Source organism: Lysinibacillus sp. NPDC097287 (genome assembly GCF_044761695.1).
Lineage (GTDB): Bacteria > Bacillota > Bacilli > Bacillales_A > Planococcaceae > Lysinibacillus.
In genome coordinates this window covers 11,896-35,916 of sequence record NZ_JBIWCX010000003.1, presented here as the reverse complement: position 1 = coordinate 35,916, position 24,021 = coordinate 11,896, and the positions used below count along the sequence as shown (strand labels likewise).

Annotated in this window: 21 protein-coding genes and 1 pseudogene; 13 read left to right on the top strand and 9 right to left on the bottom strand. The window is 38.2% G+C overall.

From position 1 onward, the window contains the following. Positions 1-239: 239 nt before the first annotated feature. Positions 240-1,010, top strand: coding sequence for a Cof-type HAD-IIB family hydrolase (locus ACIQ2D_RS05690; RefSeq protein WP_402860742.1), 771 nt, complete (start codon positions 240-242; stop codon positions 1,008-1,010). 279 nt (positions 1,011-1,289) lie between these two features. Here the strand turns inward: ACIQ2D_RS05690 and ACIQ2D_RS05685 are convergent, their stop codons facing one another. Beyond that, positions 1,290-2,057 (bottom strand): DeoR/GlpR family DNA-binding transcription regulator, encoded by a 768-nt coding sequence (locus ACIQ2D_RS05685; protein WP_402860739.1) that lies wholly within the window; start codon positions 2,055-2,057, stop codon positions 1,290-1,292. Positions 2,058-2,202: 145 nt separating this feature from the next. On the opposite strand from ACIQ2D_RS05685, the gene ACIQ2D_RS05680 reads away from it, so the two are divergent. Genes ACIQ2D_RS05680 through phnX form a run of 5 tightly spaced genes read left to right on the top strand, consistent with a single transcriptional unit; the run spans position 2,203 to position 7,465 of the window. After that, positions 2,203-2,955: an ABC transporter ATP-binding protein gene (locus ACIQ2D_RS05680; protein ID WP_402860736.1), complete on the top strand. Its 753-nt coding sequence runs from the start codon at positions 2,203-2,205 to the stop codon at positions 2,953-2,955. Continuing rightward, a complete protein-coding gene (locus ACIQ2D_RS05675) occupies positions 2,948-4,573 on the top strand; it encodes an ABC transporter permease subunit (RefSeq protein ID WP_402860733.1) in 1,626 nt (541 codons plus the stop codon). The genes ACIQ2D_RS05680 and ACIQ2D_RS05675 overlap by 8 nt, the downstream gene beginning before the upstream one ends. A 3-nt stretch (positions 4,574-4,576) precedes the next feature. Then, complete coding sequence (locus ACIQ2D_RS05670) at positions 4,577-5,557, top strand: extracellular solute-binding protein (protein WP_402860730.1); 981 nt, start codon at positions 4,577-4,579, stop codon at positions 5,555-5,557. A gap of 10 nt (positions 5,558-5,567) precedes the next feature. After that, the gene (gene phnW / locus ACIQ2D_RS05665) at positions 5,568-6,662 is read left to right on the top strand and encodes a 2-aminoethylphosphonate--pyruvate transaminase (protein WP_402860727.1); all 1,095 of its coding nucleotides are present in this window, start codon (positions 5,568-5,570) and stop codon (positions 6,660-6,662) included. Then, positions 6,659-7,465, top strand: a complete 807-nt coding sequence (gene phnX, locus ACIQ2D_RS05660) for a phosphonoacetaldehyde hydrolase (protein WP_402860724.1) — start codon at positions 6,659-6,661, stop codon at positions 7,463-7,465. The genes phnW and phnX overlap by 4 nt, the downstream gene beginning before the upstream one ends. 111 nt (positions 7,466-7,576) lie before the next feature. Here phnX and def read toward each other — a convergent pair whose 3' ends face one another. Beyond that, positions 7,577-8,134, bottom strand: coding sequence for a peptide deformylase (gene def, locus ACIQ2D_RS05655; protein ID WP_402860721.1), 558 nt, complete (start codon positions 8,132-8,134; stop codon positions 7,577-7,579). A 381-nt stretch (positions 8,135-8,515) separates the two neighbouring features. On the opposite strand from def, the gene pdhA reads away from it, so the two are divergent. From pdhA to ACIQ2D_RS05630, 5 genes are all read left to right on the top strand, one after another. Beyond that, a complete protein-coding gene (gene pdhA, locus ACIQ2D_RS05650) occupies positions 8,516-9,631 on the top strand; it encodes a pyruvate dehydrogenase (acetyl-transferring) E1 component subunit alpha (protein ID WP_402860718.1) in 1,116 nt (371 codons plus the stop codon). Positions 9,632-9,634: 3 nt separating this feature from the next. Further along, positions 9,635-10,612, top strand: coding sequence for an alpha-ketoacid dehydrogenase subunit beta (locus tag ACIQ2D_RS05645; RefSeq protein ID WP_402860715.1), 978 nt, complete (start codon positions 9,635-9,637; stop codon positions 10,610-10,612). A 24-nt stretch (positions 10,613-10,636) separates the two neighbouring features. Next, complete coding sequence (locus tag ACIQ2D_RS05640; protein WP_402860712.1) at positions 10,637-11,944, top strand: dihydrolipoamide acetyltransferase family protein; 1,308 nt, start codon at positions 10,637-10,639, stop codon at positions 11,942-11,944. A gap of 5 nt (positions 11,945-11,949) precedes the next feature. Beyond that, positions 11,950-13,365: a dihydrolipoyl dehydrogenase gene (gene lpdA / locus ACIQ2D_RS05635; RefSeq protein WP_402860709.1), complete on the top strand. Its 1,416-nt coding sequence runs from the start codon at positions 11,950-11,952 to the stop codon at positions 13,363-13,365. A 421-nt stretch (positions 13,366-13,786) separates the two neighbouring features. After that, positions 13,787-14,569, top strand: a complete 783-nt coding sequence (locus ACIQ2D_RS05630) for an SDR family NAD(P)-dependent oxidoreductase (protein ID WP_402860706.1) — start codon at positions 13,787-13,789, stop codon at positions 14,567-14,569. 43 nt (positions 14,570-14,612) lie between these two features. Here ACIQ2D_RS05630 and ACIQ2D_RS05625 read toward each other — a convergent pair whose 3' ends face one another. The 5 genes from ACIQ2D_RS05625 to ACIQ2D_RS05605 all read right to left on the bottom strand — a co-directional run bounded on the left by ACIQ2D_RS05625 (position 14,613) and on the right by ACIQ2D_RS05605 (position 20,302). Beyond that, the gene (locus ACIQ2D_RS05625) at positions 14,613-16,139 is read right to left on the bottom strand and encodes a tripartite tricarboxylate transporter permease (RefSeq protein WP_402860704.1); all 1,527 of its coding nucleotides are present in this window, start codon (positions 16,137-16,139) and stop codon (positions 14,613-14,615) included. A gap of 17 nt (positions 16,140-16,156) precedes the next feature. Continuing rightward, entirely contained in the window at positions 16,157-16,633 is a 477-nt protein-coding gene (locus ACIQ2D_RS05620) for a tripartite tricarboxylate transporter TctB family protein (RefSeq protein WP_402860701.1), read from the bottom strand. A 216-nt stretch (positions 16,634-16,849) separates the two neighbouring features. Beyond that, positions 16,850-17,878 (bottom strand): tripartite tricarboxylate transporter substrate binding protein, encoded by a 1,029-nt coding sequence (locus ACIQ2D_RS05615; protein WP_402860698.1) that lies wholly within the window; start codon positions 17,876-17,878, stop codon positions 16,850-16,852. A 128-nt stretch (positions 17,879-18,006) separates the two neighbouring features. After that, positions 18,007-18,696 (bottom strand): response regulator, encoded by a 690-nt coding sequence (locus ACIQ2D_RS05610; protein ID WP_402860695.1) that lies wholly within the window; start codon positions 18,694-18,696, stop codon positions 18,007-18,009. Beyond that, positions 18,683-20,302, bottom strand: coding sequence for an ATP-binding protein (locus ACIQ2D_RS05605; protein ID WP_402860692.1), 1,620 nt, complete (start codon positions 20,300-20,302; stop codon positions 18,683-18,685). Before ACIQ2D_RS05605 ends, ACIQ2D_RS05610 begins: the two co-directional genes overlap by 14 nt. Before the next feature lie 276 nt (positions 20,303-20,578). Here ACIQ2D_RS05605 and ACIQ2D_RS05600 point away from each other — a divergent pair, with 276 nt between their 5' ends. Both ACIQ2D_RS05600 and ACIQ2D_RS05595 read left to right on the top strand, forming a co-directional pair. Further along, positions 20,579-20,986, top strand: a complete 408-nt coding sequence (locus tag ACIQ2D_RS05600) for a CidA/LrgA family protein (RefSeq protein WP_402860689.1) — start codon at positions 20,579-20,581, stop codon at positions 20,984-20,986. A 1-nt stretch (position 20,987) separates the two neighbouring features. Next, complete coding sequence (locus ACIQ2D_RS05595; RefSeq protein WP_402861664.1) at positions 20,988-21,656, top strand: LrgB family protein; 669 nt, start codon at positions 20,988-20,990, stop codon at positions 21,654-21,656. Positions 21,657-21,749: 93 nt separating this feature from the next. Here the strand turns inward: ACIQ2D_RS05595 and ACIQ2D_RS05590 are convergent. Both ACIQ2D_RS05590 and ACIQ2D_RS05585 read right to left on the bottom strand, forming a co-directional pair. Beyond that, positions 21,750-22,317 (bottom strand): annotated as a pseudogene (locus ACIQ2D_RS05590) (class I SAM-dependent methyltransferase). A gap of 156 nt (positions 22,318-22,473) precedes the next feature. Beyond that, positions 22,474-23,943, bottom strand: a complete 1,470-nt coding sequence (locus tag ACIQ2D_RS05585) for an aminotransferase class I/II-fold pyridoxal phosphate-dependent enzyme (RefSeq protein WP_402860686.1) — start codon at positions 23,941-23,943, stop codon at positions 22,474-22,476. Positions 23,944-24,021 lie beyond the last annotated feature (78 nt).

The window sequence follows — 24,021 nt, the reverse complement described above, 5'->3', positions numbered from 1 at the left end:
ATTTCCTTTATATTATCACGCAGCTACTCTAAAATAAAGAAAAGCCCTCCAAATAATGAAGGGCAAATGTTAGGCAATTGATTTTTTACCGAGCAGGCCGCGAAGTTGCTTTAACAATTTTTGTTTAAGTCTCTTCATCATGGCACATCACTCCTTAGGATCATTATAGTGGATAAATTTGTATTTGTAAAGTGATAAAGCTTTGCAGATAAAGTATAAGTAAAGAAAGGAATTCAACGATGAAAAAAATATTATTTTTTGATGTAGATGGCACACTTTATGATAGTACAAAACAATTACCAGCTTCAGCGAAAGCAGCATTATTAGAAGCGCGTAACAATGGATATGAGCTAGCGATAGCGACTGGCCGTGCACCGTTTATGATTGAGTCATTACTAGAAGAGCTTGACATAAATACGTATGTGACGTTCAACGGGCAGTATGTTGTCTACCAAGGTGAGGTTGTCTATGCGAATGGCGTAGAAAATGAAACTTTGCGTCAGATTGTAGCTTTTGGAGAGGCGCGTAATGAACCAGTCGTATTTATTGACGACAAGCAGATGGTTGCATCTGTTGATGACAATGATAGGGTTGCTGAAAGTTTAACCACGTTAGAATGTCCGTATCCTAAACTAGACTCATCTTATTATATGCAGAACGATGTCTATCAAACACTTATATTTATGGAAGAGAAAGACGAAGAGTTGTATAGTCAAACGTTTCCAGAAGTGCAATTTGTACGTTGGCATAAGTATTGCTGTGATATTTTGCCGAAAGGAGGTTCGAAGGCGGCGGGTATCGAGAAGGTGCTAACTAGAATGAACTTGACGATGGAGGATGCAATTGCCTTTGGTGATGGCTTAAATGATGTGGAAATGCTGGAGGCTGTTGGTGTCGGTGTCGCGATGGGGAATGGGCACGACAAAGCGAAAGCGGTCGCTACGCATATTGCAGATCATGTAGATGCAGATGGTCTAGCCAAAATAATGAGAGAGTTAAAAATTATTTAAAATAATTTTGCTCAACACCGAAATATGTTCTTGAATCATTATATATTGATGTAAAACATGTGGAACGGGAGTCGCGGTGGCTCCAGACCAAGCAAAATCGAGGTGCAAGAGATTGGGTGCTCAGCCACGCTCATCGAGTATATGTTTTGAAAAAGTGGCTTAATTTTCAAAAGAACTGATTTAATTCGGATGAAAAAAGAACTCATTTCCAATTAAGGGGAAACGAAGCAACTAGTTTAGGGATTACTCTCTGAACTAGTTGCTTTTTTAGATATAACTTCATGAAGTAGTTGTATTAACGATTTTTAACTGGACCCCAGCTTCGTAAAAACGTTTTATTGTATCGGGGTCGAGAGTGTCATCTGTGATAATCATATCTACCATATCGATTGGACAGACTTGAATGGCTACATTTTTATTGAATTTTGAAGCATCTGTAGCTACATAGACAGTTTGAGAAATATTGATGATTTCTTTTCTGGTAATCGCCTCGTCCATATTGAAATCTGAAATTCCTTTTTGGAGTGTGATACCACTTGTGCAAATAAAGGCCTTGTTAATGTTGAGATGCTTAAAATGAAAGAGAAAATCATTTGAAGTTACGGATTTCTCTGAATGGCGGATTTTTCCACCGATAATCATCACATCCAAATTAGAGCCAATCAGGTCAAATGCAATTGGAAGTGAGTTAGTGATAACTGTAACATTCTTTTTCTCTAGTAAGAATTGTGCAATTTGATAAGTTGTTGTCCCGCTATCTAAAAATATACATTCCCCATTCTCTACTAATTCTGCGCAAGTCTTCGCAATGGCGATTTTTTCATTTATTTGTTGATCGAATCGACTATCTATTAAACCTTCTACTGGCTCAATATATTTAACCCCACCATAAAACTTCTCTATTTTTTTCTCTTGTGCGAGTTGATGAATATCTCGACGAATCGTTTCCATCGATACATTAAACTCTTTTGTCAAGGTCACTAATTTTATGACTTTATGCTGCCTGACTAACTGCAAAATTTTTTGTTGTCTTTCTATTGTATACATCGAATCACCTCTCTTGTTATTTACTCAAATTATTCATGAGTTTGTCAACAAGTGGTCAGAATTTACTCAACATTTACAAGAATCCGATATCAACTTTACATTGGAGTTCTATACTTTGGTTAAGAATTGAAAAGAGGTGAACAACTTGTTGGAGCTAAAAGATATTTCAAAAAGCTACAAAGATAAAAATGTCTTACATGATATAAATTTAAGCATTGCACCTGGCGAGATTGTATCTTTACTTGGACCTAGCGGGTGTGGCAAAACAACTTTGCTTAACATTATTTTAGGGCTAACAGATCAAACAGCTGGACAACTTCTTTATAACGGGCAAGACATTTCACAACAGCTGATGCAAGAGCGTGGGTTTAATATTGTTTTTCAAGACTTTGCCTTATTTCCACATTTAAATGCTTATGACAATATCGTGTATGGTCTACGCAATAAAAAAGAACAAATGTCAAAAGCTGAGGTGCAGGAGTACATCGAGTTTTTAGAACTCACACCGCATTTACATAAAAAAATCCACGAGCTATCAGGTGGTCAAAAACAACGCGTTTCGATTGCTCGAACACTTATGATGCAACCTAAAATCTTATTACTAGATGAACCTTTAAGTGCACTTGATGGCGTCATCAAGGAGTCTATTAAGGAGCGTATTAAATCCATAGCACGTCAATTCAATTTAACGACCATTATTGTGACGCATGATCCCGAAGAGGCGTTAACTTTATCGGATAAAGTACTAATCATCAACGAGGGTACGATATCGCAATATGGAACACCTCATGAAATATTAAAATCACCTAAAAATCAATTTATAGAAGACTTTATTTTAAGACAACTAGATATTAAGCGTCATAACATCTATCAGTTATTTGGAGAATCATATGCTTAAAACTAACAAAATGGTGAAATTATTATTTGTTCCGATTATATTCTTTTTCATCTGTTTTTTATTTGTGCCATTACTATGTATGTTCTGGCAGTCTATCAGAATGGGGAAAACCTTTACGCTTCAAAACTATGTGGAAGCATTAGGGAGTACTGAGATTCGAGAAGCGTTTATAAATAGCTTTCAAGTATCTTTTGTAGCTGCCATTATCACGACCTGTTTGGCTTTTCTTTTGGCATATGCGGTGCATTTTACCGTTATGAACCGATCTGTTAAAAAGCTCTTACAAATTGGTATTACATTGCCAATGTTATTGCCGACAATTACATACGGTTTTGTGCTAATTTACACCTTTGGTAATCAAGGCATTGTGACGAAATTATTCGGCGAACCATTATTTTTGATATATGGATTTAATGGTCTGTTAATTGGTTATGTACTATACACGCTGCCAGTTGCTTTTATCTTAATGCAAAACTCAATGCAGTATATTGACAAGCGTTTTTTACTCGTATCGATGCTTATGCATGATAAACCGTCACGACGATTTTATCATACAGTTTTTCGCCCAATGATCGGTACGATTGGTGGTGCGTTTATTTTAACATTCATTTTAAGTTTTACAGATTTCGGGATACCTGCATCCGTTGGTGGTAATTTCGATGTCATTGCTACAACGCTTTATCAATCAATGCTTGGTTCTATTGTCAGGTTTGAGCAAGGTGCTGTGATTTCTGTATTAATGCTGGTCCCTGCTGTTCTAGGGATCGTGATGTTAAGTATACTCGATCGCTTTAACTTTCAATACAAGCAAGTGAGTCAAAGTGAACTCATCGCTCGCCGTTTACGTGATGTAACGTTTGGACTTGTTTCGATTTTATGTGTCGGTGTCATTTTCGTAATTTTTTCTACAATGATTATTGTGCCTTTTACAAAGGGCTATCCATACGATTTAAGTTTCACCTTGGAGCATGTACAAAACGTACTTGCAGAAAAAGAATTGACGAAAGTATATGTCAATTCACTGATCGTCGCATTTTTAACAGCAGCTTTCGGAGTATGTGTAACGTTTATTTCTGCCTTATTAAATGTGCGAACACCACTTAAAGGGCGAAAAAGTTTGGACTTTGTATCGATGGTCACGAATACCGTACCTGGAATGGTCCTTGGTCTTTCTTACTTATTTCTCTTTAATAATAGTTCATTAAAAGGAACTTTTCTCATTATTATTGCATGCAATATCGTTCACTTTTTTACCACACCGTATTTAATGGCAAAAAACTCGCTACAAAAAATGGATCCAACCTGGGAAGTGACAGGGGAATTGCTAAAGGATTCGTGGATAAAAACTGTCATTCGCATCATTTTGCCGAATGTCCGTCCGACGATTATTCAAATGTTTAGCTACTACTTTTTAAATGCAATGGTGACAGTAAGTGGTGTTATTTTCCTTGTGAGTACTAGCACCATGCTTGTATCGACACGTATTAAAGAACTTCAGCACTTTGCGAAATATACAGATATTTTTGTGTTATCAATATTCATTTTGTGCACGAACCTCATTGTGAAATTAGGTTGTGATTATATAACTACAAATAAAGAAAAGACGAAGGAGCTGTAATATATGAAAAAATCAACGGCAATGATGTTAGGTACAGTAAGTTCAGCGATTGTATTAGCCGCATGTGGTGGAACAGCTGCAGAGACAAAAGACCAAGTCATTATTTACTCCAATGCGGATGATGAAGCAGTTGAAGTAATGGAGGCTACGTTAGATGAAAAAGGATACGAAGGGCAGTATTTAATCCAGTCATTTGGCACATCTGAATTAGGAGGCAAAATGATGGCGGAAGGCACGAAGATTGAAGCGGATGTCATTACGATGGCTTCGTACTTTATTGAAAGTGCGCAAAGTTCAAAGTCGATGTTTGTGGAGCAATCCTCGGATTTAAAGCCGTTAGATGGAAGCACTCCATATGCATTGCCGATTTTGGGGAATACAGGATCGATTTTTATTAATACAGATTTGTTAGAGCAAAAGGGGCTACCAGTTCCAAAAACAATCAAAGATTTGACGAATCCGATCTATAAAGATTTAGTGTCATTCCCAAATATTATAGATTCCTCAACGGGCTGGTTATTAGTGCAGGCAATCGTTAGCGAGTATGGAGAAAAAGAGGGGCAACAAGTTTTAGCTGATTTAATACAGAATGCAGGTCCTCATATTGAAAGTTCAGGCTCGGGTCCTATCAAAAAAGTGAAAACAGGTGAAGTGGCCGCTGGATTCGGTTTACGTAATCAGGCGATTGAAGCCAAGAGTGAGGGGTTTCCTATTGACTATATTGACCCGACAGAAGGTAACTTTACGTTAACTGAATCGGTTGCTGTTGTAGATAAAGAAGGTGATGATGCGTTAGCACTTGAAGTAGCCAAGGTTATTGCTACAGAGGCACGGACGGATTTGCTAGAACAATATCCAGTAGCTCTTTATGAAGATGAGCAAGTAAATGCAGAGCACATTCCAGCACACCTAAAAAAATGGGAAACAACACTAACTGTAGATTTACTAGAGAAACATCAAGCATTCTTCAAGGAAGCAAAATAGGAGGATTCACATGAACACATACAAATTACTTACACCAGGCCCATTAACAACAACAGCAGCAGTAAAAAAAGAAATGCTAGAAGATCGTTGTACTTGGGATGACGACTACAAGAATGTTACACAAACAATTCGTAAACAGTTGGTTTATTTAGCTCAAGCCGATGAATCTGATTATACTGCGGTTCTTATGCAAGGTAGTGGTAGTTTCGTTGTAGAAGCTGTCTTAACGACAGCTATCGCTGAAAATGACAAAGTGCTGATACTTACAAATGGTGCGTACGGTGAACGTATTGCAGAAATGGCGCAAACATTGCAACTTCAACATGTTGTCTATAGTGTGCCGTATAACGAGCAACCATCACACGTAGAAGTTCGAGCGCTTTTACAAAATGATTCGGCAATTACTCATGTAGCCATTGTGCATTGTGAGACGACGACTGGCATGCTGAACCCAATTGCTGAAATTGCTAAAGTTGTTAAGGAGTTCGATAAAACGTATATCGTAGATGCGATGAGTAGCTTTGGTGGTGTGCCGATGGACGTTCCAAATCTACAAATTGACTATTTAATTAGTAGTGCCAACAAATGTATTCAAGGTGTTCCAGGGTTTGGCTTTGTCATTGCTAAGATTGGTGCTTTAGAAAAATGTAAAGGGCAAGCTAAAAGTGTGGCACTTGATTTACATAGCCAATGGGAAGTCATGAAAGTGGATGGTAAATGGCGTTTTACATCACCTACGCATGTTGTAGCGGCGTTTGCTAAGGCGTTAGAAGGGCTGATCGAAGAAGGTGGAATTCGAACGCGTTACAGTCGTTATGCTAAAAACAATGCAATCGTTCGCTCCCGATTAGCAGCAGTAGGTTTTGATGCGTATATTTCGGAAGCTCAGCAATCACCAATTATCACAACGTTTTTATTCCCTCATGATGGCTTCTCATTTGAGCATTTTTATAATGAGATGAAAAATGGAGGATTCGTCATCTATCCGGGGAAACTAACTGATTTTGATACATTCCGTATTGGGAATATTGGGGATGTTTATGAGGAAGATATGAATTCATTATGTGAAATTATCGAAAACTATATGGCGGTGAATACAAAATGAGAGTAGAAGCGATTGTATTAGATTGGGCGGGAACAGCAGTTGATTTCGGATGTTTTGCACCAGTGAATGTTTTTCTAAGTATTTTTGAAAAAGCAGGGGTTCCTGTGACGTTGGAAGAAGCACGTAAGCCAATGGGAATGTTGAAAATTGATCATATCCGTACGATGCTTGAGATGCCAAGAATTAGTGATGAATGGAAACAAGTGCATGGTCAAGCATACAAGGAAGAAGATGTTCAAGTGCTGTATGCAGAATTCGAAACACAGCTAATGGAATCTCTTTCAACTTATACAGATCCGATTCAGCATGTGATCGATACAGTATCTACATTAAAATCAGTGGGTATCCGTATTGGTTCTACAACGGGCTATACGGATTCAATGATGGCTGTAGTAACAAAGAACGCAGAGGTAAAAGGATATAAACCGGACTTTTTAGTAACACCCGATCAAGTAGGGAATGTAGGTCGTCCTTATCCATATATGATCTTTAAAAATATGGAGAAGCTTGGTGTGAAATCTACAAAGCAAGTTGTTAAGGTCGGCGATACAACTTCTGATATTCAAGAGGCACTTAATGCCGGTGTTTGGGCTGTAGGTGTCATTATTGGGAGTTCAGAAATGGGCTTAACTGAAGATGAATTTAATGCGTTATCTGAAGAACAACAACAGCTTGCTATTGAAAAAACAAGATGTGTCTTCGAAGAAATAGGTGCACAATATACAATTCAAACAATGGCAGAGCTACCTGCGTTACTTGAAGTAATCAACGAGCACTTAGGGGATGAATTAGTACAATCATAATTTCTAAGGTGGAAATTTACTTAGTATAAAAATTGAAGTATATTAAGGGTTTTAATTCTATGAAGAAAAAGAAGGCATCATGTATAGTCGCCTATAACATGATGCCTTCTTTTAGTCGCGATCGTATGGGATAGAATTTGGAATATCCGCAAATGGATTTTTCTCATTGATGCGGTCATAGAACATAACACCGTTTAAATGGTCTAATTCGTGTTGGAAGGCTATAGCAGCTAGTCCTTTTAGTCGCATTTTTTGTTCTTCGCCGTCAATTGTCTTGAATTTCACTGTAATACGCGCATGTCTCGGTACATATCCGGGAACATTACGGTCAACTGACAGGCAACCTTCACCTGCTGTAATATATGTGCTTTCAACTGAATGGCTCACAATTTTTGGATTGATGGCCGTGAAGCTTACTTGTTCGCCATTATCATCTTTTAAATGCAACGCAAACATACGATGTAAACTATTTACTTGGTTAGCAGCTAAGCCAATGCTTCCGCGTAAGTTATATTTTTCAATCATTTCAGGGTCTTGGCTATTTTTTACATATTGAAGTATATCCTCAGCTAATTGTTTCGTTTCTTCAGATAAAGGGAATTTTACTTCTACAGCCTTTGTGCGTAAAGTCGGATGGCCTTCACGAATAATATCATCCATTAAAATCATATGTAAATCGTCCTTTCGATCACTTTGTACGTTTTTTTACTAGTATACCTCACTTTTAATTGCATTCAATGAAAAATGCCTTCGTTTAATTATTATTAATCGTGATTGTTTTGGAGGAATAAGGGTATTCTACTATTGTATTTTCTGACCAGAAACGCATTGTTGTTATAGTAAAAGTGAGTTGTTGTAATACAGATTGTTTATGTGTGTGGTACAGTATAAGACAGTTTGAAAATTGTGATTTTTGAAGAAAAATGTTTGTAATTAGCTATATTATTTGATTGACCGACGTAATTTTATTCAGTATACTGAGTCCTAAGAAGAAGTTGTACTAGTAAAAAAATGATTTATTTTAATACAGTTGAAAGGGAGATGTGAATTATGAGCAAGAAAAACAATAATATTTTTGATCCGAAACAAACGCTAGTTGAAATTGAAGAAAAATTTGAAATGTTTCGAATTCTAAACGAAAATGGCGAAATTGTAAATGAAGAAGCTGATCCGAAATTATCGGATGAGGAGTTAGTAGAATTAATGACGCGTATGGTCTATACACGTATTTTAGACCAACGTTCGATTTCTTTGAATCGACAAGGGCGTTTAGGTTTCTATGCACCGACAGCAGGTCAAGAAGCTTCACAATTAGCATCTCAATATGCTTTAGAAAAAGAAGATTGGATTTTACCAGGTTACCGTGATGTACCACAAATTGTGTGGCATGGACTGCCGCTTGAGAAAGCGTTTTTATTCTCTCGAGGTCACTTCGTTGGTAACCAAGTTCCTGAAGGTGTAAACGTTTTAGCACCACAAATTATTATCGGTGCACAATACATTCAAGCAGCTGGGGTGGCGCTTGGACTTCAAAAACGCGGTAAAAAAGCAGTAGCTGTTACGTACACAGGTGATGGTGGTTCATCACAAGGTGATTTCTACGAAGGTATTAACTTTGCAGGTTCGTTCAAATCACCAGCAATCTTCATCGTACAAAATAACCAATTTGCGATTTCAACACCACGCGAATTACAAACAGCAGCAAAAACAATTGCACAAAAAGGTGTAGCAGCGGGTATACCGAGTATTTTAGTAGACGGAATGGATGCGCTTGCAGTTTATGTAGCAACACGTGATGCACGTGAGCGAGCAGTAAATGGTGAAGGTCCAACATTAATAGAAACAATGTGTTACCGTTATGGTCCTCATACGATGGCTGGGGATGACCCAACACGCTACCGTACTTCAGATAAAGATAGTGAATGGGCATTAAAAGACCCGTTAGTACGCTTCCGTAAATATTTAGAAGCAAAAGGTTTATGGGATGAGGCGAAAGAAGAATCTGTGATTGAGCGAGCTAAAGAAGAAATTAAAGAAGCCATCAAAAAAGCAGATGCAACGCCAAAACAAACAGTAACGCAATTAATGGATAACATGTATAAAGGCGAAATGCCTTCGAACTTAAAAGAACAGTATGAAATCTACAAAGAGAAGGAGTCGAAATAAGCTATGGCACAAATGACAATGATTCAAGCAATTACAGATGCACTTCGCGTGGAATTAAAGAACGATGAAAACGTTCTTGTATTCGGGGAAGATATAGGTGTTAATGGCGGGGTATTCCGAGCAACTGAAGGCCTACAAAAAGAATTCGGTGTGGATCGTGTATTCGATACGCCGTTAGCTGAATCGGGTATCGGTGGCTTAGCAATCGGTCTTTCTCTACAAGGTTATCGTCCAGTACCTGAAATTCAATTCTTTGGCTTCGTTTATGAAGTGATGGACTCTATTAGTGGTCAATTAGCACGTATGAGCTATCGTAGCGGTGGCGTGTATAATGCACCAGTAACAATCCGTTCGCCATTCGGTGGTGGGGTACACACACCAGAAATGCACTCAGATAGTTTAGAAAGCTTAATGACTGCTCAACCTGGTTTAACAGTGGTTGTACCATCAACACCATACGATGCAAAAGGTTTATTAATTTCATCTATTCGTAATGATAATCCAGTTATTTTCTTAGAGCACTTAAAACTTTACCGTTCATTCCGAGAAGAAGTACCGGAGGAAGCTTACACAATTCCACTTGGTAAAGCTGATGTGAAGCGTGAAGGTAAAGACTTAACGATTATTGCTTACGGCTTAATGGTTCATGAAAGTTTAAAAGCAGCGGAAGAATTAGAAAAAGAAGGTCATTCTATAGAAGTAATTGACTTACGTACAATTCAACCGCTTGATATTGAAACTATTATCGCATCTGTTGAAAAAACAGGTCGTGCAATCGTTGTACAAGAAGCACAAAAACAAGCGGGTATTGCAGCAAATGTTGTCGCTGAAATTACAGAGCGTGCAATTTTAAGCTTAGAAGCACCAGTACTTCGCGTTGCAGCACCTGATACAGTGTATCCATTCCCTCAAGCTGAAGGTGTATGGTTACCAAACTTTAAAGACGTAATGGAAACAGCAAAAAAAGTTTTAACATTCTAAGGACGATTAGGAAGGATGGTATAAATGGCATTTGAATTTCGATTACCAGATATTGGGGAAGGTATTCACGAAGGAGAAATCGTAAAATGGTTCGTCAAAGCTGGCGATACAGTTAAAGAAGACGACATTCTTTGTGAAGTTCAAAACGATAAAGCAGTTGTAGAAATTCCGTCTCCAGTAGATGGAAAAGTTGAAGAAGTATTAGTAGGCGAAGGTACAGTTGCGGTTGTAGGAGATGTTTTAATCCGTCTTGATGCACCAGGATACGAGGATTTAAAACTAAAAGGTGACGATCATGCGGCTGAGAAAGCGGAAGCACAAGTACAACCAGCAGCTGAAGTAGAAAAAGCGCCAGTAGCTGAAGTTGCACCAGTGAAGGAAGAAGTTACTGATACAACTAAACGTGTCATTGCAATGCCTTCAGTTCGTAAATTTGCACGTGAGCATGATGTCGATATTCATATGGTAGCGGGCACTGGAAAAAATGGTCGTATAGTAAAAGAAGATATCGAGAATTTCCTAAATAGTGGCGGAGTAGCGCAAGCGGTTGAAGCACCAACTGTAACTGAGGAAGCACCAGTACAACAAGAAGCATCGACTGTAGCAACACCTGTTGTACTTGAGGGTGATTTCCCTGAAACGCGCGAGAAAATGTCTGGTATTCGAAAAGCAATTGCCAAAGCAATGGTACATTCGAAACAAACAGCTCCGCATGTTACGCTAATGGATGATGTGGATGTAACAGAACTTGTTGCACATCGCAAAAAATTCAAAGATATCGCTGCCGAAAAAGGTGTGAAATTAACGTACTTACCATACGTTGTAAAAGCGCTTGTTTCGACTTTACGCGAATTCCCAGAATTTAATCGTTCATTAGATGACTCAACACAAGAAATTATTCAAAAGCATTACTACAATATTGGGATTGCAGCAGATACAGAAAAAGGCTTACTTGTCCCAGTTATTAAACATGCTGATCGCAAATCCGTATTTGCAGTATCAAATGAAATTAATGAACTAGCGACAAAAGCACGTGATGGCAAACTTGCACCACATGAAATGAAGGGCGCATCTATGTCTATTACGAATATTGGTTCAGCAGGAGGACAATGGTTTACGCCAGTAATTAATCATCCTGAAGTAGCGATTTTAGGTATTGGAAGAATTTCTGAAAAACCTGTAATAAAAAATGGTGAAATTGTAGCTGCACCTGTGTTAGCATTATCATTGAGCTTTGACCATCGTATGATCGATGGAGCCACTGCACAAAATGCTTTAAATCACTTGAAGCGTTTGTTAAGTGAGCCAGAATTATTATTAATGGAGGCGTAACAATAATGGTAGTAGGAGATTTCCCAATCGAAACAGATACTCTTGTCATTGGTTCAGGTCCTGGAGGATATGTAGCTGCAATTCGTGCAGCTCAAACTGGCCAAAAAGTAACAATCGTTGAAAAAAATGTACTTGGTGGCGTGTGCTTAAACGTAGGTTGTATTCCATCAAAAGCATTAATTTCAGTTGGTCACCGTTTTGAACATGCTAAACATTCAGATGACATGGGTATTATCGCTTCTGATGTAAAATTAGACTTTTCAAAAGTACAAGCATTTAAAGACAGCGTTGTTAAGAAATTAACTGGCGGTGTTGAAGGCTTACTTAAAGGCAATAAGGTTGAAATCGTACAAGGTGAAGCTTACTTTGTTGATGCTCATTCAGTACGTATCATCAATGGTGAATCTGCTCAAACTTACACATTCAACAATGTAATTATAGCAACTGGTTCTCGCCCTGTTGAAATTCCAACATTCAAATTCACTGATCGCGTACTAAGCTCTACTGGTGCACTTGCTTTAAAAGAAATGCCTGGTAAATTAGTTGTAATTGGTGGCGGTTACATAGGTACTGAATTAGGTTCAGCTTATGCAAACCTAGGTGCTGAAGTAACAATTATCGAAGGCGGAAAAGACATTTTAGCTGGCTTTGAAAAACAAATGACTCAAATTGTGAAAAAAGGCCTTAAAAAGAAAGGCGTTGAAATCGAAGTAAACGCATCTGCTAAAGGTGTTGAAGAAACGGAAAATGGTGTAGTAGTAACTTATGAAGTTGGCGGAGAAGAGAAAAAAGTTGAAGCTGACTACGTATTAGTAACTGTTGGTCGTCGTCCTAATACAGACGAAATGGGTCTTGCTGAAATCGGTATCGAATTCGGTGATCGTGGTCTAATTAACGTCGACAAACAATGCCGTACAAATATTCCAAACGTTTATGCAATCGGTGATATCGTTGCTGGTCCTCAACTTGCACACAAAGCTTCTTACGAAGGTAAAGTTGCTGCCGAAGCGATCGCAGGCGAAAAATCAATCGTGGATTACTTAGCTATTCCTGCTGTATGCTTCACAGATCCAGAAATGGCAACTGTAGGTTACAACGAAGAACAAGCTAAAGCTGAAGGTATTGAATATACTGCAGCAAAATTCCCATTTGCGGCAAATGGTCGTGCACTTGCGCTTAACCAACCAGAAGGCTTTGTGAAGCTTGTTGCTCGTAAAGAAGATGGTTTATTAATCGGTGCTCAAATCGTTGGTGCTGGTGCATCAGATATGATCTCAGAAATGGGCTTAGCTATTGAAGCTGGCATGACTGCAGAAGATATCGCATTAACAATTCATGCACACCCAACTTTAGGTGAAATTACAATGGAGGCTGCTGAAGTGTTACTTGGCAACCCAATCCATATCGTAACGAAAAAATAATATAATAATACTTATATGGCTACAAAGCGAACGTGCTTTGTAGCCTTTTTTTGTAATTTCAGAATCTATGTACGTTATAGTAGTGAATAAAATACGATTTTTAGCGGAAATTTCATCTAATAGAGGTTGGAAATATTTTTACAGGTATGTTGATTCACCAATAACAATCATTGTTATTAAAGTAGTAGATTGATTTCCGTTCCAGGGGCGAGAAGCGTCCAGCCGTAACGGAAATCAACCCGATGTTAGGTTGATAAACCGTTTAATCGGGAAATAATCTATTTATTAGTAAATAACAACCGGGTATTTTAATTTTTCTACGATTAATACCTAATTTATTGTGTAATCTATTAGTAAAAAAACTAGATAACATATAAGATATAATTAGGAATATTCTAATAATTACGCAGGGGTGAAGAGGATGGAATTGGGATTACAAGGGAAAGTAGCGATCATTACAGGTTCAAGTAAAGGAATAGGTTATTATACGGCAATGCAACTTGTAAAAGAAGGGGCGAAAGTTGTTCTTTGTGCACGTGGTGAGAAGCAGCTACAAGTGGCGGCTGCCTGCATTAAAAATGAAACTGGTGAAGATGTATTGGTAGTACCAACGGATATTATGAAAGAAAAAGATTGCCAAGAATTGATTGAACGTACGGTATCACATTTTGGACGTCTTGATATTTTAGTGAATAATGCTGGTACGGCATCAGCCAATCCTTTTGAATCAGTGAGCAGTGCGTTATGGCAAGCAGATTTAGATTTAAAAGTATTTGGTGCTATTCATTGTTCGAAATATGCCGCTCCACATATGCGAAAAGTTGGTGGAGGTGCGATTGTCAATGTGACGGCTGTAATGGCTAAAACACCACCAGCAAGCTCATTGCCTACAACAGTGAGTCGGGCTGCCGGACTTGCCTTAACAAAGGCAATGAGCAAAGATTTGGGGAAAGACAATATCCGTGTGAATTCAGTGTGCATCGGACTTATTCGAAGTGATCAAATCGAGAAAAAGTGGAAATCAGAAGCACCGGATGTAACTTGGGAAGAGTACTCCCAAAAAGTAGGACAAAGTATTCCTTTGGGGCGAGTAGGAGATACAGAGGAAGCGGCGAATGTCATTACGTTTTTAGTGTCAGATGCCGCAAGCTATGTTACAGGAACAGCTGTTAATATTGATGGTGGTTCAGGTCACGCATTATAACTACATAAAAGAGTGAAGAGAAATTGGTTCTCTCCACTCTTTTTTATTCTTCTTCGTTGATAATGACATTTTTACCGCGCATCTTCATGAAGATCGGCACGAGTAACCATGACACTGCCACGATTAGAAATACTAATGATAATGGCTTAGTCACAAAAATTGAAAAATCACCATTAGAGATTGTTAAAGCACGACGCATATTATTTTCAATCATCGGGCCTAAAACAAGTGCTAGTACTAAAGGAGCTACTGGATAGTCATTTTTGGCGAAAAGGTAACCAAGAACACCACAAGCAAGTAGTAAATACAAATCGAATGTTGTATATTGCACTGCATAAACACCGAAGAATGAAATAGCAATAATAATAGGCAATAAGTATTTTTTAGGTGTTTCAATTACTTTTGCAAAAATACGAACTAGAGGCATATTTAATACTAATAGCATTAAGTTACCGATAAACATACTCGCGATTAAACCCCAAGCAACCTCAGGATGCTCGTCAAATAATAACGGACCTGGCTGAATATTGTACATAATAAGCGCGCCCATTAAAATCGCTGTAGTCCCAGAACCCGGGATACCTAATGTTAATAGGGGAATCATTGCACCACCTGATGCTGCGTTGTTAGCTGATTCAGGCCCAGCTACACCAGCAATATGGCCTTGACCGAATTTCTCGGGCGTTTTACTGAATTTTTTCTCGGTAATATAAGAGAAGAAAGAAGCAAGCGTTGCTCCTGCACCAGGCAAGACACCGATAAAAAATCCTAAAAACGAGCCACGGGCAATTGGCACCGCACTATCTTTTAAATCTTGTTTTGTAGGTAATATGCGATTAATCTTTGCGATTTGACCGTCATCACCATCTTTTTCAAGTATTGTTTTGAATACTTCACCTAGGGCAAATAAACCGACTGCGATTGTCAAAAATTCAATCCCAGAGAATAGCATAGGTTGACCAAATGTAAATCGTTCGATCCCGGATACAGCATCAATTCCAATTGTACCAAGCATTAAACCAAGCACTGTCATGATTAACGCTTTTGTAATTGAGCGTCCAGCAAGTCCACTAACAGCTGCAAGACCTAATAACATTAAAGAAAAGTATTCGGCAGGTCCAAATTTTAATGCGATACTTGATAATGGTTTTGCTAATAGTACTAGTCCAACCAATGAAACGATACCAGCGCAAAAAGAACCAATTGCCGCAATTGAAAGAGCACTGCCAGCACGACCTTGTTTAGCCATTTGATAGCCATCTAATGTTGTAACAACAGAAGAAGATTCACCTGGTGTATTTAATAGAATAGAAGTTGTAGAACCACCGTACATCGCTCCATAATATACCCCTGCAAGTAAAATGATGGAACTTGCAGCTGCAGCTTCAGTTGGTAGTCCAGACGTTAGTGTCGCAGTAACAGGGATGAGTAAGGCAACCCCACTCATTGGACCTATTCCGGGAAGTACCCCAACTGCAGTTCCGATAATAACGCCGACGAAAGCGAATAATAAATTTTGCCATTGAAAGGCAATTGCAAAGCCGTCAGCTAAAAATTGCAATGTGGACATGTTTTCACTCCTTTACATTAAAAAGTTGGGAAACTAGGTAAAGAACCTCCTAGAACAACTGAAAATAAATAATAAATGCCGATTGAGAAAGCGGCTGAAATAATGACAGAAAATAATAATTTTCCTCGTTCCATCGTTTGGAAGCCGATTAATAAAAAGATAAATGTCGTAATCACGTAACCTACTATTTCAAGGAAGAATACATAGGCAATAGCACTAGCAAATATTATTAAAAACTTTTTCGCTTCAATGGAAGAAGTTTTTGAAGGATCTTCAGGTCCTTTTGCTAATCTTGCTTTTACAGCCTGTCTCCATGTCTCGTAAAAGAGTCGTAAGCTAAGTAAAACTAAAACTATTCCCAAACCCAAAGGAAAGGTTTTAGGCCCAACTGCAGACCCATAGGCACTATCAGAAATTTGTGTTGCTTGAACGATAAACAAAATACCAACGATGAATAATACAATACTCATAACTTTATCGAAAGTTTGGCTCAAATGTTTTGCCACCTCCTAATGGGGAAAAGCGACTATTGCAGTCGCTTTTCATTATTTAAAAGAAAAAGAAAGTATAAATTTTCTTATAGTGTCTAGACTTTCGCGCCACACGCTCGAAATTGCGATTTGCTCCTTTGACGAAAGTGGTGGAGCATTTACTTTCGCTTTAGGCTATTAATCAGCTGTCGTGTGCGGACGGGAACGAATGCACTTTTCTTATTTCTGCATACCTAAAGCTGTTAATAGCTCAACGATTGTTTCATTTTGTGCATCTAAATATTTTGTGAATTCCTCTGCGTTACGGTATTCACTTTGCCAACCATTACGCTCTACTTCAGCTTTCCATTCATCAGTTTCTACCATTGCTTGTAATTTTTCAGACCAATATGCTACAGCATCCTCAGACATATTTTTCGGTCCGAAAATACCGCGCCAAATTGTAAATTCTTCGTCAATGCCTGCCTCTTTAAATGTTGGCACATCAGCTAGTTCACCTTCTAAACGTTCAGGAGAACTTACAGCTAATACGCGCACATCGCCCGATTTTACATAAGTTGCGATTGTCGAAGCATCTGTTGCGATTACATCAGCATTTCCACCTAGAAGCGCAGCAACAGCTTCACCGCCACCATCATAAGAAACATATTTAATCGTTTTTAAATCAATACCTGATTTAAATGCTGGAATAATTCCTACTAAATGGTCCATAGAACCTGGCGCAGAACCACCAGCTAATGTTACATTTTCTGGTGTTGTTTTTAATGCATTTAACACGTCATCTAGTGTCTTGTAAGGAGAATCATTTTTTACAACGATTGCACCATAGTCACGTGTTAATTGTGCTAAAGGCGTAGTATCTTTATAACCAAATTTACTGTTTCCTTCAGCTTTTTCATTATTGATTAAAATAGGTGGTGATTTTACCATTAGCATGTGATCATTTTCAGCTTCTTTAGTTGCAAAAGTTGCCATGAATACTGCGCCACCGCCACCCGGCTTATTTTCAACTTGGATTGACTTTTCGATAAGACTTGTATCATTCATTGTTTTAGCAATGGCACGAGCTGTTAAATCCCAGCCACCGCCAGCACCTGAAGGAGCAACAATTGTGATATTGTTTTTCGGATAGTCACTTACTTTCTCTGCTTCCTTGTCCCCAGCGTCAGATGAATCTGTTGATGAACAGCCTGCTAAGCCAGCTAATAAAAGACCAGCTGCCGCAAATTTCGTCAATGTTTTCCACATAAGAAATCCCCCTTGTAAAGTAAAATGGTAGCGCTGCAATTGCAAGCGCTACCATAAATTTATCGTATATTTAGAAATTAACAATATTATGAGAATAATGTTAATTTGTTTCATTTTGTTCATAAAGTTTATTGGATGATGAAGTATCGCCGTTCAGGACGACCGACTGTACCGTATGTGAGTTCAGTGTAAGCTTGTTTTTGTGTAACCAGAAATTCCAAATATCGCCGAGCTGTAGAGCGGCTGACCCCAATGCTCTTTCCTAATACCTCTGCAGTAGTGCCATTTTCGACGATATTTAAATAACCCACCACATGATTCATTGTTGTTGGATCAATGCCTTTTGGTAACAAGGGTGACAAATCTATTTTGTCATTGGATGGTACTTTAGGCCACAACTGTTGAATTTTTTCTTGTGTGAATTTTTCATTATTTTGTAGAATAGAGTGTTTAATACGAAATTTCTCTATGCTTTCTTTTAATTGCTCAAAAGTAAAAGGTTTTAAAATATAATCCGTTACATTTTTTCGATATGCGACTTGTACAATATGTGCTTCTGTTGCAGCTGTAATCAAAATAATGTTACTAGTAGGTCGAATTTCTTGGATTTTATCAATTAAATCTATGCCGAGTATATCAGGCAAAAATACATCTAATAAAATTAATTGTGGTGAAAAAGACATAAGCCAGTCAAGTGCCTCCTCACCGGTATGTGCACAGGCAATGACATGAAATCCCTCAATTTTTTCTAGAAAACGACGATGTACGTCAGCAACACGCACATCATCCTCAATAATTAATACTTCAATGTTTTGCATCTTCTGCATAGCCCCCTCTGCTAATAGATACAATGAATAATGCGCCACCTAAATCTCCTTCTCCAAGAGCAAGTGTGCCATTTAAATCGTGAGTACTAGAAATAACTTTACGTAAACCGTATCCTCTAAACTTTGTATCTTTTGTTGAAATATTTTCTGAAAAGAGTACTTCTAACTTTTCTTGTGCCAAACCGTTGCCTGAATCTTCAACCTCAATTAATATCTCTTCACCATTATCATAAATAAAAAGTCGTACAATTGGCGGGCGGTCTTTGTTTTTTTCAACTTCTTCAAAAGCATTCGTCAACAAATTACCCATGATGGAGATAATGAGACTTTTTTCGATGTTTTCAGGCAAAGTTTCTAAATAACTGTCTTCATCGAAAATTAGTTTGACTTTTAATTCACGCGCGCGATTGAAAAAACCGATAATGAGTCCATTTAAAAATGGGTCTTTCACATGATTTCTGATGAACTGCGTTAAAGACGATTGACCTTGTACCTCTTTATGAATTATAGACAGTGCTTCATCTGATGCGTTCAATTGAATCAGCCCTGAAATTGTATAAAGAATATTGTTAAATTCATGTGTTTGGGCACGTAATGCCTCGGTATATTGCTTTACTTGTGATAATTCGATCGCAAGATGGTCAATTTCTGACTGTAATCGAAAACTAGCAACAGCACCAACAATATTGCCTTTTACCTTCATAGGTACACGATTGACGATAACTTCATTCCCATTGATGATCATAGGTTTATCAAGTTGTTTTTTTCCGTCAGTGAGCACTTCAAGTAGGTGAGTATTTGGAACATGCTGCTCAATACTGTCGCCGATGACAGAATCTTTGTCGGATAAATGTAAGACCTTTGCGGCGGCATTGTTAAGTGTTGTAATTTCGCCTTTATGATTGACCGTAATAATCGCTTCTCGCACTGATTCGATCAACGCATTTTTTTCCGTGAAAAGATTAGCGATTTCATTTGGTTCGAGATTGAAAATTTGTTTTTTGATGCTGCGAGATAAAAAAATGGAACCAAAAATTCCGATGATTAATGCAACCATTACAATATAAAAAATATTGTCGAGATATTGCGAATATAAAGTATCCATTTCACTTGTTAAGTAGCCAATCGAAACGACACCAAGAATCGTGCCGTCAGTGTCAAAGACTGGTGATTTTCCCCGAATTGACTCCCCCATAGAGCCTTCAGCTATTGAAATATAGGATTCACCATCTATTAATGCTTGGTCGTTGTCGTCTCCGACCATTGGTTTTCCGATTCGGTCAGTAAGTGGGTGGGAGTAACGAATCCCATCTTTGTTGCCGATTACTACATACGCAGCTTCTGTTGTGTTCATAATATTTAGGCTGATTTTTTGAAGTGCTACAGATGGATTGTCTGTTTTAAAGGCAGCTAAAACATCACCACGATCGGCAGTTGTTTCCGCTAAATAGAGAGCACGTTTTCCAAGTTGTGTTTGCAAAGCATCCGAAATGGTTAAGTAAAATAGTAAGCCTGCGAAAGTAACAATAATTAGAATAAAAAAGCTAAAATAGTAGGCGAATCGTGTTTGTAATTTTAATGGTTTAATAATAATCAATCATTCCACTCTATAAATATTGGGAAAATTATAAATAGTATTTTTATAGTAACAGTTATTAATATAAATTATCTATGGTTGTTTAAAAAAATCTAAAAAATAACGCTCCAATATTCTCTCAGTATATGAATAGTTGGTGATAAATTGTCCTTTATGTAGTTATTTTCACTATTATTTTTCCAATATTGTAATAGACAGAAAATTTCAACAGATGTAGAATGGATGTGAGGGGGTGAAAAGTGGCAAAATTATGAACGGAATTTTGCTGCGTCGTCAATGAAAGTAATTCGAATAATTGTCCAGATAGGTATTTTAAATATTTTTTATTACATAGGTGTTGGGATTGTCTCATTATTACATTTACCTTTTCCTGCAAGTATAGTTGGACTATTACTGCTTGCGCTCTCTCTACAATTTAAAATTATTAAAGTGGAGTACATTCAAGATGGTGCTGGATTTTTAATTGGTGTATTAACATTGTTTTTCATACCGGCAACGGTTGGTGTAATCGATTATCCACAACTCTGGACGTCAACTGGTTTACTCGTCATGTTAGCAGTAGCGGTGAGCACGTTAATTGTGATTTATGTCACGGGTTCTATTAGCCAAGTGATTGAGAGGAAGGAAGTTGCTAAAAAAGAAACAGCGTTGGATAAAACGAAGGGGGGCGTAACCGTTGAATGAAGTGATTGTTGTCCTCGGCACGATTGGCTTATTTATGCTTTTTACAAAATTTTATCAACGATTCCCGCATCCGCTAACGATTCCGCTAGTAACAACTACTTTAGTAAGTGCATTAACGTTAGTCATTTTAAAAATTCCGTATGCAACGTATATGGAAGGGGGAGAATGGCTACAAAAAATGCTTGGACCCGCGGTGGTGGCACTTGCCTATCCTCTGTACAATCAACGAACAATCGTTATGAAGTATAAGTATTCCATTCTTTCAGGGATTGTCTTTGCGATGGTGACGGGCTTAATCACGGTCTTTGTGATGCTGAAATGGATTGGTGTTAATGAAAGTTGGTTGCTTACGGCGGTACCTAAATCATTAACGACGCCTGTTGCTATGCAAGTAAGTGAAACGATTGGAGGTATTCCGCCATTAACTGCTGTGTTAGTAATGCTGGCAGGTTTTGTCGGTGCCATTATAGGCCCTCTTGTTATAAAATATGGAAAGATCGAATCTGCTGTAAGTAGAGGTGTGTCGGTTGGTAGTGCCTCGCACGGTGTAGGACTTGTAAAACTGAAAGATTACGGTGAACAGGAGTTATCGGTAGGTTCATTGTCGATGGGCTTAACAGCTATTATTGGAGCGTTTTTATGTCCGCTCTTTGTGTATATATTTATGTAGAAAAGAGGTTGTCTCAAAAGTAGTTTGAGGCAACCTCTTTCTGTGTAAAAGGGGAAGAAAGCGGCAATAAAAGTGCATTTTTTAACAGTCCACCTAGCTTTTCTGAATGATTAGTTGAATCGTATGAGCAAGACTAGTATGAAGTATGCCTTCATTTCGAATTTGTTCACCTGTGAAGAAGTGAAGGATTTTTATATGGTTTACACCAAGTGAGAATTTCTGTTAGATCATATAAAAAGTCAATCTGCTTTGGGCCACCTGATGCATAAGGAAGTTGGTATGTAGAATATAATTCAATCATAATTATGCCTCCAGGTTTCACAGAGCGTACGATACGAGCAAAGACATCCTGCTGTTGTTCATGTTGGAAATGCCCAAATACCATAATTGCAGCATCAAAGAATTCATCTGGGATTTCATCATGCAATAAATCAATAAGTTCGGTATGTACTGTAATACTGTGTTTTTTCGCGAGTTCTTCGGTTTTATCTAAGCCGCTTTGGGCATAGTCAAAGGCTGTCATTGTACGTCCTTTGGATGCTAAATAGACCGCACTGCGCCTTTCACCTTCAGCGTAGGCTGCTACAGTTCGACAATCTTTTAAATGCTGTGCGAAGTTTTTAGTAAAAGTATTAGGTTGTTCTCCGTACATATATTCCATTGTTTAAAATCACTCCCTATTGATATTGTAGGCAAGTAGCATTATAGAATCGATTTTTTTGCTCAAAAAAGCAGACTAGTGAAACTTCACTAGTCTGCAAAATGGTTTTAGTGTATTCAAGATCCAAACAATTTAATGAAAGGAATAGATTTCTTATTACTTAATAGCTTTCCGCTCTTTGATGACACGAATCGTCTGTAAAGTATTATCCTCTGGACCTTGTACAGGAAGTCCAGCTTCAATGTTCATCTGAACATATTGAATATTTTCCTCAGTTATTATTTCCCCGGGAATGAATATAGGAATACCAGGTGGGTACACCATTATGAACTCTGCACAAATACAATTATGCGCTTCTGCAAGAGGTACGACCTCTGTATCTGCATAAAAAGCATCACGCGGTGACATTGCCAACGCGGGTATTTCTGGAACAGACACATGAGTTTCTTTAATTGTAGCTTCGGAATCATACGCTTTTGACATACGCTGTAGTGCGTTAACGAGTAGATTCATTTCCTTCTTTGTATCACCAAGTGTGACAAGACATAAAATATTGTATAAATCTGAAAGTTCTACCTCGATATTGGCATTGTGACGTAACCATTCTTCGGCTTGGTGTCCTGTAATACCTAAATCTTTCACACTAATGAGTAGCTTTGTAGGGTCCATATCATAGGTTGCTGAAGAGTGTAATTTTTCTTTACCAACACATGTTAGATGTGGAATTTGGTTAATGCGTTTACGTGTATCTTTTGATAAGCGTATGGCCTCATCAATTAAATCATGACCATGAATCGCTAGCTGGCGTCGTGCTGTATCCAGTGATGCTAAAATTGGATACGATGTGGATGTTGTCGTCAGCATGGAGAATATAGCTTGTACACGTTTTGCTGAAATACGACCTTCTCGTAAGTTAAGTACAGAGCTTTGTGTCATTGAACCGCCGAGCTTATGGACGCTTGTTGCAGCCATATCTGCGCCTGCTTGCATCGCAGATAAAGGCAGATCATCATGGAATTTAATATGGACACCATGTGCTTCGTCTACAACAACAGGTATGTTACGGCTATGTGCAAGCTCAACAATTCGTTTTAAGTCGGCAGCAAAACCAAAGTAAGTTGGGTTAATAACAAGTAATGCTTTGGCATCGGGGTACGCAGTAAGCGCCTTTTCCACAGCTTCAGCTGAAATGCCATGTGATATTCCAAGTTCGCTATCAACTTCTGGATGAATGAAAATTGGAATTGCGCCAGCAAAAACAATTGCTGACATGATTGATTTATGAACATTCCGTGGTACTAGAATCTTATCACCTGGACCGACGACGGTCAGGATCATCGTCATAATGGCGCCACTAGTACCTTGAACGGAAAAGAATGTATGATCAGCACCAAAAGCTTCGGCAGCAAGTTCTTGTGCTTCTTTAATCGCGCCTTTTGGTGAATGTAAATCGTCTAGTGGAGCAATATTAATTAAATCGATTGATAAAACGTTGTCGCCGACGAATTCTCGGAAAGCAGGATCCATTCCGCGCCCTTTCTTATGGCCTGGAATATGGAACTGAATTGGATGTCTGTTCCGGTGTTTTAATAATACGTCGAACAAAGGAGTCTCTAATTGTGACAACGCAGGTACCACCTGACTTTTTAAATATTTTGAAAACAAGTGAATTATAGCACCTAACGACTTCCATGAATAGACTTT

Coding starts and splice junctions, on each gene's coding strand:
- ACIQ2D_RS05610 (WP_402860695.1), bottom strand. CDS start 18,696: ATGCAAAACATTGAAGTATTAATTATTGAGGATGATGTGCGTGTTGCT.
- ACIQ2D_RS05630 (WP_402860706.1), top strand. CDS start 13,787: ATGGAATTGGGATTACAAGGGAAAGTAGCGATCATTACAGGTTCAAGT.
- ACIQ2D_RS05685 (WP_402860739.1), bottom strand. CDS start 2,057: ATGTATACAATAGAAAGACAACAAAAAATTTTGCAGTTAGTCAGGCAG.
- ACIQ2D_RS05640 (WP_402860712.1), top strand. CDS start 10,637: ATGGCATTTGAATTTCGATTACCAGATATTGGGGAAGGTATTCACGAA.
- ACIQ2D_RS05645 (WP_402860715.1), top strand. CDS start 9,635: ATGGCACAAATGACAATGATTCAAGCAATTACAGATGCACTTCGCGTG.
- lpdA (WP_402860709.1), top strand. CDS start 11,950: ATGGTAGTAGGAGATTTCCCAATCGAAACAGATACTCTTGTCATTGGT.
- ACIQ2D_RS05670 (WP_402860730.1), top strand. CDS start 4,577: ATGAAAAAATCAACGGCAATGATGTTAGGTACAGTAAGTTCAGCGATT.
- ACIQ2D_RS05690 (WP_402860742.1), top strand. CDS start 240: ATGAAAAAAATATTATTTTTTGATGTAGATGGCACACTTTATGATAGT.
- ACIQ2D_RS05675 (WP_402860733.1), top strand. CDS start 2,948: ATGCTTAAAACTAACAAAATGGTGAAATTATTATTTGTTCCGATTATA.
- ACIQ2D_RS05600 (WP_402860689.1), top strand. CDS start 20,579: ATGAAAGTAATTCGAATAATTGTCCAGATAGGTATTTTAAATATTTTT.
- phnX (WP_402860724.1), top strand. CDS start 6,659: ATGAGAGTAGAAGCGATTGTATTAGATTGGGCGGGAACAGCAGTTGAT.
- ACIQ2D_RS05625 (WP_402860704.1), bottom strand. CDS start 16,139: ATGTCCACATTGCAATTTTTAGCTGACGGCTTTGCAATTGCCTTTCAA.
- def (WP_402860721.1), bottom strand. CDS start 8,134: ATGATTTTAATGGATGATATTATTCGTGAAGGCCATCCGACTTTACGC.
- ACIQ2D_RS05615 (WP_402860698.1), bottom strand. CDS start 17,878: ATGTGGAAAACATTGACGAAATTTGCGGCAGCTGGTCTTTTATTAGCT.
- pdhA (WP_402860718.1), top strand. CDS start 8,516: ATGAGCAAGAAAAACAATAATATTTTTGATCCGAAACAAACGCTAGTT.
- phnW (WP_402860727.1), top strand. CDS start 5,568: ATGAACACATACAAATTACTTACACCAGGCCCATTAACAACAACAGCA.